The organism is Brevundimonas sp. FV1ps31S (assembly GCF_058681265.1).
In genome coordinates this window covers 3,378,616-3,393,408 of sequence record NZ_CM178735.1, presented here as the reverse complement: position 1 = coordinate 3,393,408, position 14,793 = coordinate 3,378,616, and the positions used below count along the sequence as shown (strand labels likewise).

14 protein-coding genes are annotated in these 14,793 nt (G+C 67.2%); 8 read left to right on the top strand and 6 right to left on the bottom strand.

The window, feature by feature from the left end:
• Window positions 1-33 precede the first annotated feature (33 nt).
• A complete protein-coding gene (locus ACVPT3_RS16310; protein WP_492041886.1) occupies window positions 34-1,869 on the top strand; it encodes a DUF885 domain-containing protein in 1,836 nt (611 codons plus the stop codon).
• Between the two features lie 31 nt (window positions 1,870-1,900).
• Complete coding sequence (locus ACVPT3_RS16305; protein ID WP_492041885.1) at window positions 1,901-3,730, top strand: DUF885 domain-containing protein; 1,830 nt, start codon at window positions 1,901-1,903, stop codon at window positions 3,728-3,730.
• A 5-nt stretch (window positions 3,731-3,735) separates the two neighbouring features.
• Here the strand turns inward: ACVPT3_RS16305 and ACVPT3_RS16300 are convergent, their stop codons facing one another.
• The 4 genes from ACVPT3_RS16300 to ACVPT3_RS16285 are packed head-to-tail and all read right to left on the bottom strand — an operon-like array spanning window position 3,736 to window position 6,135.
• Window positions 3,736-4,644: an NAD(P)/FAD-dependent oxidoreductase gene (locus tag ACVPT3_RS16300; RefSeq protein WP_492041884.1), complete on the bottom strand. Its 909-nt coding sequence runs from the start codon at window positions 4,642-4,644 to the stop codon at window positions 3,736-3,738.
• Window positions 4,641-5,789 carry a DUF1176 domain-containing protein gene (locus ACVPT3_RS16295; protein ID WP_492041883.1) on the bottom strand — a complete coding sequence of 383 codons (1,149 nt, stop codon included), beginning with the start codon at window positions 5,787-5,789 and terminating at the stop codon, window positions 4,641-4,643. The genes ACVPT3_RS16300 and ACVPT3_RS16295 overlap by 4 nt, the downstream gene beginning before the upstream one ends.
• 5 nt (window positions 5,790-5,794) lie before the next feature.
• Complete coding sequence (locus ACVPT3_RS16290) at window positions 5,795-6,007, bottom strand: hypervirulence associated TUDOR domain-containing protein (protein WP_492041882.1); 213 nt, start codon at window positions 6,005-6,007, stop codon at window positions 5,795-5,797.
• Window positions 6,004-6,135 carry a hypothetical protein gene (locus ACVPT3_RS16285; RefSeq protein WP_492041881.1) on the bottom strand — a complete coding sequence of 44 codons (132 nt, stop codon included), beginning with the start codon at window positions 6,133-6,135 and terminating at the stop codon, window positions 6,004-6,006. Before ACVPT3_RS16285 ends, ACVPT3_RS16290 begins: the two co-directional genes overlap by 4 nt.
• 184 nt (window positions 6,136-6,319) lie before the next feature.
• Here ACVPT3_RS16285 and ACVPT3_RS16280 point away from each other — a divergent pair, with 184 nt between their 5' ends.
• From ACVPT3_RS16280 to ACVPT3_RS16270, 3 genes are all read left to right on the top strand, one after another.
• On the top strand, window positions 6,320-7,540 hold the full coding sequence (locus ACVPT3_RS16280) for an NADP-dependent isocitrate dehydrogenase (protein ID WP_492041880.1): 1,221 nt from the start codon (window positions 6,320-6,322) through the stop codon (window positions 7,538-7,540).
• A gap of 267 nt (window positions 7,541-7,807) precedes the next feature.
• Window positions 7,808-8,389, top strand: coding sequence for a DUF2939 domain-containing protein (locus tag ACVPT3_RS16275; protein ID WP_492041879.1), 582 nt, complete (start codon window positions 7,808-7,810; stop codon window positions 8,387-8,389).
• Between the two features lie 45 nt (window positions 8,390-8,434).
• The gene (locus ACVPT3_RS16270; RefSeq protein WP_492041878.1) at window positions 8,435-8,986 is read left to right on the top strand and encodes a DUF2939 domain-containing protein; all 552 of its coding nucleotides are present in this window, start codon (window positions 8,435-8,437) and stop codon (window positions 8,984-8,986) included.
• 420 nt (window positions 8,987-9,406) lie between these two features.
• Here ACVPT3_RS16270 and alaS read toward each other — a convergent pair whose 3' ends face one another.
• Window positions 9,407-12,055, bottom strand: coding sequence for an alanine--tRNA ligase (alaS, locus tag ACVPT3_RS16265; protein ID WP_492041877.1), 2,649 nt, complete (start codon window positions 12,053-12,055; stop codon window positions 9,407-9,409).
• Between the two features lie 362 nt (window positions 12,056-12,417).
• Here alaS and ACVPT3_RS16260 point away from each other — a divergent pair, with 362 nt between their 5' ends.
• The gene (locus ACVPT3_RS16260; RefSeq protein ID WP_492041876.1) at window positions 12,418-12,702 is read left to right on the top strand and encodes a hypothetical protein; all 285 of its coding nucleotides are present in this window, start codon (window positions 12,418-12,420) and stop codon (window positions 12,700-12,702) included.
• Between the two features lie 80 nt (window positions 12,703-12,782).
• Here ACVPT3_RS16260 and ACVPT3_RS16255 read toward each other — a convergent pair whose 3' ends face one another.
• Complete coding sequence (locus tag ACVPT3_RS16255; protein WP_492041875.1) at window positions 12,783-13,661, bottom strand: pirin family protein; 879 nt, start codon at window positions 13,659-13,661, stop codon at window positions 12,783-12,785.
• Between the two features lie 265 nt (window positions 13,662-13,926).
• Here ACVPT3_RS16255 and sdhC point away from each other — a divergent pair, with 265 nt between their 5' ends.
• Window positions 13,927-14,391 (top strand): succinate dehydrogenase, cytochrome b556 subunit, encoded by a 465-nt coding sequence (gene sdhC, locus ACVPT3_RS16250; protein WP_492041874.1) that lies wholly within the window; start codon window positions 13,927-13,929, stop codon window positions 14,389-14,391.
• Window positions 14,388-14,792, top strand: coding sequence for a succinate dehydrogenase, hydrophobic membrane anchor protein (locus ACVPT3_RS16245; protein WP_492041873.1), 405 nt, complete (start codon window positions 14,388-14,390; stop codon window positions 14,790-14,792). Before sdhC ends, ACVPT3_RS16245 begins: the two co-directional genes overlap by 4 nt.
• Window position 14,793: the final 1 nt, after the last annotated feature.

The following is a 14,793-nucleotide window of genomic DNA, read 5'->3' as shown; positions in this document are numbered from 1 at the left end:
ATTGGCGACCAGACATATTCGCTGGGGCCTTCCATGATCGACCGTCGTCGCCTTCTTCTGTCCGCCGCCGCAGGCGCGGGTCTCGCCGCCGCCAATGGTCAGGCATGGGCGCTGAACGCGCCTGCCGGCGACGCCGGCCAGGCCAAGGCGGCGCTGGCCGCCTATATGGACCAGGCCTTCGAACAGACTCTTGATCTCAGCCCCGAGGCTGTGACCGCCTTTGGCCTGGATAATGGCGCGCGCGCCGCCGCCAAGTCCCAGTTGACCGTTCCGACCCTGGAGAACGAGGAGAAGTTCCGTGCCTTCACCAAGGCCCAGCGCGCCGCCCTGACCGCGCTGGACCGGTCGTCAATGGATGCCCAGGACGGCATCTATTACGACACCATCGCCGACAATCTGGACGGGGTGATCGCCTCCTTCGCCATACCCTATGGCCAGGGCGGATGGCCCAATCCCTATCGGGTCAGCCAGCAGGGCGGGGCCTATCAGTCGACGCCCGACTTACTGGCCAACCAGCACACGATCGAGACCGCCGCCGACGCCGACGCCTATGTGGCGCGCGTCGCCGCCTTCGCCGAGGTGCTGAGCGCCGAGACCGAGCGGCTGCGTGAAGACTACGCCCTGGGGGTGATCCCGCCGGACTTCATCCTGGCCAAGGCCATCGGCCAGCAGGAGGGCATACTGGCCACCGACGTCGCCGCCTCGCCCATGGTGGCCTCGGTGGTGGACCGGACGCAGTCCAAGGGCCTGACGGGAGATTGGGGCGCCCAGGTCGAGGCCTTGCTGAACCAGAAGGTCTATCCCGCCTTGTCGGCCCAGAACGCCCTGCTGAAGGCGGCCCTGCCGCGCGCCGGTCATGAGGCCTCGATCCGTCGCCTGCCGCAGGGCCAGCAGTATTACGCCAACAGCCTGCGTTTCATTACGACCACCCGGCTGACGGCGGACGAGATCCATCGCACGGGCCGCGCCCAGATGGCCGAACTGTCCGCCCGCGCCGACACCCTGCTGAAGGCTCAGGGCCTGACCCAGGGGACGGTGGCCGAGCGGATCCGCGCCTTGGGCAACGACCCGAAATACGTCTATCCCAACACCGACGCCGGCAAGGCCGAACTGATCGAGAAGCTGAACGACCAGATGGCCGATATGCAGGCCCGTCTGCCCAGCGCCTTCGGCCGGCTGCCCAAGGCGTCGGTCCAGATCAAGCGCGTGCCGCCCGAGGTCGAGGCCGGCGCGCCGATGGGCTACTACAACTCGCCCAGCCTGGATGGGACGCGGCCCGGCATCTACTGGATCAATCTGAAGGACACGGCGGAATGGCCGTCCTGGACCCTGCCCACCCTGACCTATCACGAGGCGACGCCAGGCCACCATCTGCAGATCAGCCTGCAGCAGGAGAGCGCGGCGGCGCCCAAGCTGATGAACCTGCTGGGCTTCTCCAGCTATGTCGAGGGCTGGGGCCTGTACGCCGAACAGCTGGCCGACGAGCTGGGCGCCTATGAGAACGACCCGGTGGGGCAGATCGGCTATATCCAGTCGCTGATGTTCCGCTCCGCCCGCCTGGTGGTGGACACCGGCATCCATTCCAAGGGCTGGAGCCGCGAACAGGGCATCCAGTATATGATGGAGGCCTATGGCGATCAGGAAGGGGCCGCCGTGTCCGAGGTCGAACGCTATTGCGGCTGGCCGGGCCAGGCCTGCGCCTACAAGGTCGGCCACAACGAGTGGGTCCGGCTGCGCGAAAAGGCCAAGACCAGCCTGGGCGGCAAGTTCGACCTGAAGAGCTTCCACGATACGGCCCTCGCCGCTGGGGGCGTGCCTCTGTCGGTGCTGGAGCGGATCGTGGACGGCTGGGTGGCGACGCAGGCCTAGGCCAGCCACGCCAATAGCCGAGGAGGCTGAGATGATCGATCGTCGCCGACTACTGCAGACGGGCGCCCTTGCGGGCGTCGCAGCATTCGCCGCGCCCGCCTTCGCGCGCGACCAGACGGCGGCGGCGGACGGCCTGGTCGCACGGATCGGCGAGCAGGCCGTCGACATCAATCCGCAGCTGGCGACCAATCTCGGCCTCGATACAGGGCCCCGCGCCGGCCTGAAGTCCGCCCTGGCGGGGCGAGGTCTTCAGGACCGGGTCAAGGCGATCGCCCTGAACGAGGCCTGGCTGGCCGAGATCCGCGCCGTCGACGCCTCGAGCCTGACCGGCCAGAGCGCCGCCAGTTTCGAAGTCGTGCGTTTCCAGGCTGAAGCGCTGGATGCGGCCAAGGGGTTCGGCTACGGCGATTTCGGCTTCGTCGATCCCAGCGTGTATCCGCTTCAGCCCTATACAGTGTCCCAGCTGACGGGCGCCTATCAGGCGACGCCGGATTTCCTCGACACCCAGCATTCGATCGAGACCGCCGCCGATGCCGAAGCCTATCTGTCTCGCCTCTCTGCGTTCGCACAGGTGCTGGATCAGGAGACCGAGGCCAGCGGGCATGACGCGGATCGCGGCGTGATCCCGCCGATCTTCATCGTCGCCAAGGCGCTGGACCAGATGCGGGCCCTGCGTGCGCCGACCGCCGCTGAGGCCGGCCTGACGCGCAGCATCGCCCGACGCACTGCGGAGAAGGGCATTGCCGGCGATTGGTCGGAGCGCGCCGCCTTCATCGTCGAGCGCGAGATTTATCCCGCGCTGGAGCGACAGATCGCCCTGCTCGAGACCTGGAGGCCTCGCGCCACGACCGACGCGGGCCTCTGGGCCCGGCCTCAGGGCGAGGCCTATTACGCCGCCAATCTGCGGCTGATGACCACCACCGACCTCGACCCCGAGACGATCCACCAGATGGGGCTGGACCAGTCGCGCGACATTCTTTCGCGCATGGACGCCCTGCTGAAGGCCGAAGGCATGACGGAGGGGACGGTGGGCCGGCGAATGGCCGCTCTTGGCCGCCAGCCGTCCCAGATCTATCCGAACACCGATGCGGGCAAGGCCCGGATTTTGGCGGATCTGAACGCCCAGATCGCCGACATGGAGGCCCGACTTCCGCAGTATTTCGGACGGCTGCCGAAGGCGAGGGTGGAGGTCCGCCGCGTGCCCGCCGCTATCGAGGCCGGGGCGCCGGGGGGCTATGCCGTGGCGCCCAGCCTGGACGGGTCGCGACCGGGCGCCTTCTACATAAATCTGCGCGACACGGCCGAGTGTCCGCGCTTCAGCCTGCCGACCCTGGCCTATCATGAGGCGCTGCCGGGGCATCATCTCCAGGGCACTCTGGCGATCGAAAATACCCGCCTGCCCTTGATCTCGAAGGCTCTGTTCTTCAGCGCCCATGGCGAAGGCTGGGCGCTGTATTCGGAGCAGCTGGCCGACGAGATGGGGGTCTACGCCGATGATCGGTTTGGCGAGCTGGGCTATCTGCAGAGCCTGTTGTTCCGCGCCTCGCGCCTGGTGGCCGACACAGGGTTGCACCACAAGCGCTGGAGCCGGGAACAGGCGATCCGCTATATGGTGGAGACGGGCGGCGACGAGGAAAGCGCCATCGCCACCGAGATTGATCGATACTGCGTCTGGCCCGGCCAGGCCTGCAGCTACAAGGTCGGACATACCGAATGGGTGCGTCTGCGTGAGAAGGCGAAGTCGCGCCTGGGCGACCGTTTCGATATCAGGGGCTTTCACGACACGACCCTGGCCGCCGGGGGCGTGCCCCTGTCGGTGCTGGAGCGGATCGTGGACGGCTGGATCGCGACCCAGGCTTAGTGGGCCTATTCGGAGACCGTCAGCCCGTCGATCCGGCGCAGGCGGTTGTGGATGTCGGTGGCGGCCACGGCCGCCTCGGCCGTGGCGACGGCGATCTGGTTGAGGCCCCGCACCACGTCGCCGGCGGCATAGAGGCCCGGCACGCTGGTCGCCTGATGCAGATCGACCTCGAGCCGGCCGTCGGGCGCTAGCCTGGCCTCGAAGCCTTGCGCCAGTTCGGCGTTCGGCGAGGTGCCCAGCGCGGAATAGACAAGGTCGAAGGCGCGGGTCCGGCCGCCCCAGCCCAGGGCCGTGACCCGGTCCTGCTCCAGCGCGACGGTTTCCAGGGGCGCCACGATCAGTTCGACGCCCAGCCGGTCCAATTCCTCGTGGCGGGTGAGGGCTTGGGGCGCACCGACATGGATCAGGGTCACCCGGTCGGAATAGGTGCGCAGGAAGGCGGCTTCGCGTGCGCCCTTGTCGTCATGGCCGATGACGGCGACGGCCTTATCCGTCGCCTCGTAGCCGTCGCAGATCGGGCAGATGCGGACCAGCGACCGCTGAACCGCGCGTTCCACGCCGGGCAGATCGGGGTGATGGTCGACGACGCCGGTCGCGAGAAGCACCGCCCGGGCGCGGATTTCGCGGCCTTGAACCTGGGCGATAAAGCCGTCGCCGTCATGGGCCAGGCGCTCGACCCAGCCGGGTTCGATGACCGCGCCGAACTCCTCCGCCTGTTCGCGCATCCGCTTCAGGATATCGGCGCCGGAAACGCCGGAGGGAAAGCCCGGCATATTATGGCTTAGCGGAATCCAGCAGGCGCGGGGCTCGCCCGCATCGATCACCAGGGTGCAGCGCCGGAACCGGCCGAGATAGGTCGCCGCCGTCAGGCCGGCCGGCCCGGCGCCGATGATCAGAACCTCGGGATCCGTCATCGGGTGCGCCAGGCGACGGGCCACAGGTCGGAGGGGACGCCGGCGCAATTCCCCATCGAACTCTCTCGGGTCAGGGCGAACCGTTCGCCGGTCCAGGCCCAGGTCTGAAGCACGCCGCAGTCGCCGACGCCCCGGCCCTTGGCGAAGGCGGAGAGGGTGCGGGTCTCGGGATCATAGGCGCCGTTGACGGTGGTGTTGTCGGCCATGACAGGGTTCGCGCCGGGTCCGCCGGTTCCGACCAAGGCGACGGGGCGGGGCTCGCGTCCATCCGGGCCGGTCAGGTACCAGTGGTGCGTCACATTGTAAGCGCCCGATCCGCAAGTCACGCCCCACAGCACGGTTCGTGCATCCAGCCGCGCGGACGTGACGGCGTCGCCTATTCCGGAAATCTCGGACTCCTTCAGGCAGTCGCCGACGTCAGACCGGGCGCGGAGGCTGGCGGGCAGGGTTTGGTCGCTGCCGCTGAAGCCGGCCTGATCGACGCGGGGCGCGACCGGAACGGTCGGCAGGGGCGGGGCGACGGGGACGGTCGAGGCGGGGCGATCGCCCCGCCGGATCAGGGCGGTGGTCGTGCCCAGCCGGCCCTGTTTCTCGTCGATCCACAAGAGGGCGGCGGCGGCGCCGTTCAGCGAGGCGGCCTGGGTCGTGGCGCCCTTGATCGTCATCGATCGACCACGAGCAATGGCGTCGATGACGGGTCCGGCATTGGCTGCGCCGATGCGGCCGACAGGGGTCTGGGCGGCTTCGTCGAGGGCGGCTGCAAAAGTCCGTCCGTCGATGTCGAGGCTGATGCGGTTCGAGGCGGGCGCATCGCCGTCGGGCCAATAGCCGAAGGCGACCTCCGGCCTGGCGTCGGGACCGGGCGGCAGGGCGATGCGGACCCAGCCCGCCGCAAAGTCGGGCGCAAAGCCGAAGGCCCAGCAGGTCCCGTCATTGCTGCAGGTGGCGCTCCAGTCCTTGAACTGACGCGTTTCGCTGCGGGTCTGCAGAACGGCGGCCGCCGCCGCTGTCGCTGTCGCTGTCGGCCCGGAGGCGGCGGGCTGGGTCGAAACGGGCGTTTGCGCCGCCTCTCGATCACCACATCCCGCGACCGCCGCGGCGGAGACCGTCAACGCCGCCAGGGCGCTCCCACGAAACAGACCCATGATCCTCATGCCTTTCTCAGCGCCGATGATTTATGCGCGGCGCGGGCGCCGGTCTTGGCGCTCTCGACGACATACTCTGGATTCTCGGGCGAGGCCGCTACCTCATGGCCTTTGATATGGGTCTTGGCGGTGACCTTGCGCACGACCTTTCCGGTGGTCGTTCCCTGGCTGTGGTCCCATTTCACGCGGTCCCCGGGCCTGAACGTCCTGTCTGTCATGGTGCGGCCTCCTTCGGCAGATGCGGTTCAGCGAGCAGCCGTCGCATCAGTTCCGCATCGATCACGGGCGGGGGCTCGCAAAAGGCGAGGATCCACCGTTCGACCAGTTCGCGCTCCTCGTCCGTCATGTCGTCGTCCGCCGTTTGATAGGTGGGCCGTCAACAAGGCCGGATCCGCGTGTTTGGTTCAGCTTGGCCACGCGGGGTTTTTTCTGGGCAGGGTTAACCGACGGCGGGGTTTGCGCGGACGCCCGGCCCCGCTATATCCCCGCCACGATATTCTTTCCCCAAAAGTCAGAGGCGGACCGCACGCATGGCCAAGATCAAGGTCGAAAACCCCATCGTCGACATCGACGGCGACGAAATGACCCGCATCATCTGGCAGATGATCAAGGACAAGCTGGTCTTCCCGTTCCTGGATCTCGAGCTGGACTATTACGACCTGGGCATGGAGCACCGCGACGCCACCGACGACCAGGTGACGATCGACGCGGCCCACGCGATCCAGAAACACGGCGTCGGCGTGAAATGCGCCACCATCACCCCGGACGAGGCCCGGGTGAAGGAATTCGGCCTGAAGAAGATGTGGAAGTCGCCCAACGGCACCATCCGCAACATCCTGGGCGGCGTTGTCTTCCGCGAGCCGATCATCTGCTCGAACGTGCCGCGCCTGGTGCCGGGCTGGACCCAGCCGATCGTCGTCGGCCGTCACGCCTTCGGCGACCAGTACAAGGCCACCGACTTCCTGATGCCCGGACCGGGCACCCTGACGATCAAGTTCGTCGGGGACGACGGCGCCGTGATCGAGCACGAAGTCTACAAGGCGCCGGGCGCCGGCGTGGCCATGGCCATGTATAACCAGGACGAGTCGATCCGCGAGTTCGCCCACGCCTCGTTCGCCTATGGCCTGCAGCGCAACTATCCGGTCTATCTGTCGACCAAGAACACGATCCTGAAAGCCTATGACGGCCGCTTCAAGGACATCTTCCAGGAGGTGTTCGACGCCCATTACGCCGCCGAGTTCAAGGCGCGCGGCCTGACCTATGAGCACCGCCTGATCGACGACATGGTCGCGGCGGCGATGAAGTGGTCCGGCGGCTTCGTCTGGGCGTGCAAGAACTATGACGGCGACGTTCAGTCGGACGTGGTGGCCCAGGGCTTCGGCTCGCTGGGCCTGATGACCTCGGTGCTGATGACGCCGGACGGCAAGGTGCTGGAGACGGAAGCCGCGCACGGCACCGTGACCCGCCACTATCGCCAGCACCAGAAGGGCGAGGCCACCTCGACCAACTCCATCGCCTCGATCTTCGCCTGGACCCGCGGCTTCAAGCACCGCGCCAAGCTGGACGACAACGCGGCCCTGGGCACCTTCGCTGACACCCTGGAGAAGATTGTCGTCGACACCGTCGAAGCCGGCTTCATGACCAAGGACCTGGCGCTGCTGGTCGGCGATCAGCAGGGCTGGCTGACCACCGAGGGCTTCCTCGACAAGGTCGCCGAGAACCTGAAGACCGCTCTGCCCGATATCGGCTGAGCCCGTCCTGAAGCGCGGTAGGACACAGAACGTCCTCAAGCAGCGCGAAGCGCGGTAGGACACAGAACGTCCTCAAGCAGCGCGAAGCGCGGTAGGACACAGAACGTCCTCAAGTAGCGCGAAGCGCGGTAGGACACAGAACGTCCTCAAGCAGCGCGAAGCGCGGTAGGACAATAACAAAGAGCCCCGTCGGATCCGTCCGGCGGGGCTTTTCGTTGCGTCCTCGGATGGGCCGTGCATGATCGGGCCGAGGGTGGGGGAAGCGACGTGAAACGACTGTTCGGCAATCTGCTGGTTCTGGGGCTCGTGGCGGCGGTCGTGGCCTTCTTCCTCGCGCCGGCGGTGGGCTTCTTCGCCATCCGGTCGGCGGCGGAGGCGGGCGACGTGCAGGGGCTGACCCGGCTGATCGACTTCCAGGCCGTGCGCCAGTCGCTGCGGCCGCAGCTGAGCGGCGGGGTCCAGGCGCCGGCGCCCTCGTTCCTAGAAGACCCCATCGGCGCCGTTCGGCGCCAGATGGAGCGGAACCCGATCCTGAACACGCCGGACGTGGACGCCTATCTGACGCCGGCCGCCCTGTCGGCCCTGACGCGGGGCGAAGGCCGCTACGCCAGCCATTGGTCTGCGGCGGCTCCGCCTGTGGCCAGCGCAGAGACGCGCAAACCCTGGCCCCGGCCGGTGTTCTGGAGCGTAAACCGGATGCGGATGGCGGTTGAGGACCAGGGCGGATCGCGCACCGTCTTCACCTTCGAGCGGCGGGGGCCGTTTGAGTGGGTTCTGGTCCAGATCGGCCTGCCCGATGGATCGGCGCCGGCGACGCCCCAGGCGGTTGCGCCCCAGACAGCCCCCTAGGCGCAACATCTGGCCCGTCTCGACGTTTCGACTGCAGGAGCACTTATGAAGAAGATCGCCGTCGGACTGGTCGCGGCCATTCTGGGCCTGGCCCTGGTCGCCTGTTTCATCTCCCCCTTCGTGGCCGCCCAGGCGCTGATCCGGGCGGCGCGGACGGGAGATGCGGCCGGTCTGGAGCGGTCCGTGGACTTCCCCGCTTTTCGGACCAGCCTGAAGGCCGAGCTGAACGCCCGCGCGGCGCTGGAGATCCGCGAGCGGACCGGCGGCGACCGGGCCATGGCCGCCCTGGGCATGTTGCTGGCGCCGTCGCTGGTCGAGGGGGCCGTGGACGGTCTGGTCACGCCTCAGGGTGTGGCCGCCATGGTCCGGTCCGGCGACAAGCCCCGGCCCGAGCGACCCGTCCCCGCGTCCGACACGCCGGCGACGCCGAAGGAGCGGATCCATCAGTCTTGGGCCTATCGCGGGATCAACACCTTCGCCGTCACCCTGACCCGCGACGACCGGCCCGACGACGCCCTGGTGCTGATTATGGAGCGGCGGGGGCCGCTGAGCTGGAAGCTGGCCGGGGTGGATCTGACGCCCGACCCGATGGGGTAGGGGCGCGGGCCAAATTGCACTGCACCCCCGAAAACGGGTGCAATATGCAAAAGAGTGCAATTTCGGCGGGCGTCAGGAAGACAGGCGTCGCCTGGTGAAAAGTCCGTAGTCGGTGGTCACGTCTCGCGATCATGCGCCCATTATACGGGCGTTCGAAGGCGTGATGGGTCGAGGGGCTTTTCGGGAAGCCAGGGGATTGAATCGCCGAAGGACTTTTTGCGGAATTGTGCGCGGAGGCGGGCGATTAGGCACTCTGACCTTCCCCCGCTTGCGGGGGAAGTGTCGCGTCGTGGCGCGAAGCGACACGCGTGACGATGGGGGAAGTCTTGTTGTTCAAGCAAGACTCCCCTCTCCGACCCTGGTCCGCTGCGCGGACGCCGGGCCACCTCTCCCGCAAGCGGGAGAGGGTCTTTGGTGGGCTCAGCCCTTCAGGGCGTTGCGGACGGCGGTGAGGCCGTCTTCGGCCTTGGAGCCGTCGGGGGCGCCGCCCTGGGCGAAGTCGGGTTTGCCGCCGGCGCCCTGGCCGCCCATGGCGATGACGGCGGCGCGGGCCAGGTCGGCGGCGTTGACGCGGTCGGTCAGGTCGGAGGTCACGGCGACGGTGACGGCGGCCTTGCCCTCGGTCACGCCGATCAGGGCGACGACGCCGGTGCCGACCTGTTTACGGAAGTCCTCGGCCACGCCGCGCAGCCCCTTGCCGTCCACCCCGTCCAGAACGCGGGCCATCAGCTTGATCCCGCCGATCTCTTCCGGTGCGGAGGCCGCGCCGGAGCCGCCGCCCAGGGCCAGTTGCTTCTTCAGCTCGGCGACCTGTTTCTCCAGCGTCTTGACGGAGCCTTGCAGGGCCTCGACCCGGCCGGGCACGTCTTGGGTCTGGATCTTGAAGTCGCGGGCCAGGCCGCGCGTGACCTTGGCCTGGGCTTCCAGATAGAGGCGGGCCGCCTCGCCCGTCAGGGCCTCGATGCGGCGCACGCCGGCGGCGATCCCGGTTTCCTGGATCACCTTGAACAGGCCGATGTCGCCGGTGCGGGCGACATGGGTGCCGCCGCACAGTTCGACCGAATAGGGGGCGTTGTCGCTGACGAGCGAACGACCGAGGGTCAGAACCCGGACCTCGTCGCCGTATTTCTCGCCGAACAGGGCGATGGCGCCGGCCTCGATGGCCTCCTGCGGGGCCATCAGCCTGGTCTCCGCCGGGACGTTCTGGCGGATGACGGCGTTGACCTCGGCCTCGATGGCCGCCAACTCGTCCTCGGTCACGGGAGCGCCGTGGCTGAAGTCGAAACGGGCGCGCTCAGAGTCGACCAACTGGCCCTTCTGGGCGACCGCCGGGCCGAGCACATTCTTCAGGGCCGTGTGCAGCAGGTGGGCGGCGGAATGGTTGGCGCGGGTGGTGGTGCGCTTGTCGGCGTCCACCAGCTGGGCGACGCGGGCGCCGATCTCAAGCGTCCCGGCCGTGATCTGGGCCGACAGGACATGCAGGTCGCCGGCGTGTTTCTTGACGTCCAGAACTTCGGCCTCGCCGCCCGGCCATTCCAGCGTGCCCTGGTCGCCGGTCTGGCCGCCGCTTTCGGCGTAGAAGGGGGTGGCGTCGAACAGGATCTCGACGATGTCGCCGGCCTCGGCCGTCTCGACCGGAGCGCCGCCGTTCATGATGGCCAGGACCTCGCCCGAACCCTCGATGGCGTCATAGCCGGTGAAGACGGTCGGACCCATGCGGTCGCGGATCGCCAGCCATTCATTGGTGTTGGCGGTCTGGCCCGAGCCCTTCCAGTGTTCGCGCGAACGCTGGCGCTGTTCGGCCATGGCGGATTCGAAGCCGTCGACATTGACCGAGAAGCCGCGACGCCGGGCCTCGTCCTGGGTCAGATCCAGCGGGAAGCCGTAGGTGTCGGACAGGGTGAAGGCGGTCTGGCCGTCCAGCATGTCGCCCGGCTTGAAGCCCTGAACCGCCGTGTCGAACAGGGCCATGCCCCGGCCCAGGGTGGTGCGGAAACGGACCTCTTCCTGTTTCAGCGTGTCCTCGATGAAGGGTTGGGCGCGGGCCAGTTCCGGATAGGCGTCGCCCATCTGGGCCACCAGGGTCGGGACCAGACGGTGCATCAGAGGGTCGGCGGCGCCCAGCAGGTGGGCGTGGCGCATGGCGCGGCGCATGATCCGGCGCAGCACATAGCCCCGGCCCTCGTTCGACGGGGTGACGCCGTCGGCGATCAGGAAGGAGGAGGAGCGCAGGTGGTCGGCGATGACCCGGTGGCTGGCGGCGCGCTCACCGTCCGACTTGGTCGAGGTGGCGTCTTCCGAGGCGGCGATCAGGGTCTTGAACAGGTCGGTCTCGAACACCGAATGCACGCCCTGGAGCACGGTGGTCATCCGCTCCAGCCCCATCCCGGTGTCCACGCTGGGCTTGGGAAGGTTGCGAACGATCTGATCGTTCTCCTTCTCGAACTGCATGAAGACGTTGTTCCAGATCTCGACGTAGCGATCACCGTCCTCGTCCGGCGAGCCGGGAGGGCCGCCGGCGATCTTGTCGCCGTGGTCCCAGAAGATCTCGGTGCAGGGGCCGCAGGGACCGCTGTCGCCCATGGCCCAGAAATTGTCGCTGCCGGCGATGCGGATGATCTTGTCGTCGCCGAAGCCGGTGACCTTCTTCCAGATCGCGGCGGCCTCGTCGTCGTCGATATAGACCGTGACCAGCAGGCGTTTGGCGTCCAGGCCGAACTCTTGCGTGACCAGTTTCCAAGCCCGGTCGATGGCGTGTTCCTTGAAATAGTCGCCGAAGGAGAAATTCCCCAGCATCTCGAAGAAGGTCAGGTGGCGGGCGGTGTAGCCGACATTGTCCAGGTCGTTGTGCTTGCCCCCGGCGCGGACGCATTTCTGCGAGCTGGTGGCGCGGGGATAGGGCGGCTTGGACGCGCCGGTGAAATAGTCCTTGAACGGCACCATGCCCGCATTGACGAACAGCAGCGACGGATCGTTCTGCGGCACCAGCGGCGCCGAGTGCACCTTCTCGTGGCCATCGGCCGCGAAGAAGTCGAGGTAGGTGGCGCGGATCTCGTTCAGGCTGGGCATTTGGGCGTGTCTTCGGCTCGGTCGTCGCAAGGAACCGGCGTCATATAGGGTTTTGTCGGGGAACGCATCATCCGCGCGGGGCAGGGAGGCGGAGCGATTTCGTGGGTTCGACCCATTTCGGCATCAATGTGCGGTGGGGCTAGGTCTGCGCCTGACTATTACGCAGACGGTGCCCAAGACCCTGGGCGCGGTCAGCATTACCTTCTGGTGCCCCTAGCGGGGTGTCCTTCCCCCCACCGCACTGCCATACATAGCATCAGCGAAAGTCAGCGTCTGCTGTGGCTACAATTAGATAAGACGCCTCACGACCCGTTGCGGACGTGTAATCAGGTCGCTAGTTCCGCCAACGGAGGGCTGCTGCGATGAAGTTGGACGAAATTCTGAGACAACAAGATTTCAGCGAGGATGAGGAGGCGACGATCTACGTTGAACGCCCTTGGTCAGCGCAAGCTGAGGCGATCCTCGTGAGCCCCGCTCCCGAAACGACTGCCCCGTTGGAACGAGACGGTCGCCAGTTCACCTACTTCATTGAGGCGTTCATTGCCCGTCAGTTCCTCGACGATCTGGCCGCTTCGGGTGACACAGTCGAGATGTCAGAGGTGCAACGTCACGAGCGGCTGATCCGATACGCAGAGACGGACTCTTAAGTCCGCTTCCCACCCCGAACAGCCCTTCGGAATGTCTGCGTTCTGCACAGCCGACGAGGCCTAAAAGCCAAAGGCCAGCCTCACACCCGCGGCGGCGGGCCGAACTTTCCGGACTGGTAGTCCTGAACCGCCTGGATGATTTCTTCGCGTGTGGTCATGACGAAGGGGCCGTGGCTGAAGACCGGCTCGTTGATCGGTTCGGCGTGGCCAAGCAGGACGACGGCGTCGGTCTTGCCTGTGCTCTGGGCCGTGATCTCGACCGCGTCGCCGTCGCCCAGGGCGGCGAGGTTCCATTCGGGCACGGGGGTTCCGGCGACGGAGACCTGGCCCCTGATCGCATAGAAGAAGACGTTGCGACCGGCGGCGACCGGGACTTCGAACCGGGCGCCGGCGGGCAGGCGGACGATGGCCAGATGGATGTCTATCAGCGACTGGATCGGCGCCTTGACGCCCAGCCATTCGCCGGAGACCGGCTCGACCGTGACGCCGCCTTCAGTGGTGAAGGTCGGGATGTCGGCGGCCTGAAGTCCCACATAGTCGGGCTTGGTCATCTTCAGCCGCGAAGGCAGGTTCACCCACAGCTGCAGGATCTCCATCGGCCCGCCGTCGCGCTTGAAATCGGCCGGCGACAGTTCGGCGTGGATCAGGCCCGAGCCGGCGGTCATCCACTGGATCCCGCCCGCCTTGATAATGCTCTCGCCGCCGCCGGAGTCGTTGTGGGCCAGTTCGCCGTCCAGGATGAAGGTGACGGTCTCGAAACCCCGGTGCGGGTGCGGGCCGAAGGGCAGGCCGGCGTTGCCCGGCGCATAGGTCTGGGGGCCGTGATGGTTCAGGAACAGGAAGGGATCCACCTGGTCCAGGCCCGGACCGGGCACCGGTCGGCGCGTCGTCAGGTCGCCGATGTCGTCGCGATGGGCGGGATGCAGGCGAAGAACGGGGCGGGGCGTGGTCTCGGTCATGGGGTCCATATAAGGGCCGGCGCGGTTTTGGCGAGCGTGGCGCGGCGCGGCGATCCAAAACCCAGGGCGCCGCGTAAAAGCTTCGTCTCAGGCGGAGCGTGGATCGATCATGCCTTGAATATCGCGATTTCGACACGGATCGGGCTAAGCGACGCTAGAATCCGCTAAGTGATCAACGGTCCGTTGACACCGTCCCTCTAGGGTCACAAAAGCCTTCGCAACCGCACACGGCGATTGAATTCATTCGCTTTTGAGAACCATTCGCATGACTCAACCCAACCCGACCCCGGGGGTTGCATCGGGCGACCGGACCGGTCGTTTCGTCGTCCAGCCCAACGGTCACAAGACGCCGCTCTCGCCCCACATGGGAATCTGGCGCTGGCACGTGACCATGGCCGCCTCGATCCTGTTCCGCGCGACCCTGATCGCCGGCACCGTCGGCCTGATCTTCGTCGTCGCCTGGCTGGGCGCCCTGGCCTTTGGACCCGAGGCCTATGAGACGGCCTTGGCCCTCGCGGGTTCGCCGTTGGGGCTGTTGGTCGGCTTCGGCCTGACGGTCGTCCTGTTCTCCTTCATCCTGAACGGCGCGCGCCACACGATCAACGACACGGGCAATGGGCTGACGATCAAGTCGGCGACTGCGCTGTCGAACGTCGCGGTCTGGGCGCCGGTCCCCCTGGCGATCCTGTTCTGGGTCGTCCTGTTCGCTGTCGGGAGGGTCTCGCTGTGAGCGGCGCCGTCAAGTTCAAGAACAACGTCAAGATTTCCGAGCGCCACGGCGGTGGCGAATGGCTGGCCGAGCGGGGGCTGCTGACGGCCCTGCTGCCGCTGGGCCTGTGGGTCGCCTCGACCGGCTTCACCCTGGCGGGCGCGGCCTATGACGCCGTGCTGGACTGGTTCGCCAATCCGCTTAACGCCGGCCTGCTGGCGGTCACGGCCGTGCTGCTGTTCGGCTATCTCAGCCTGGCCTGGAAGGTCATCCTCGAGGACTATGTGCCCCAGGCCGGCGCCCGCAAGGCGCTGACGGGTCTGTTGAACCTGGTCTTCTTCGTGCTGGCGGCCGCCAGCCTGTTCTTCATCGTGCGGTTGGCGCTGGGTTCTGCGCCCCTGCCCGCCGGTTTCGGAGCCTGAT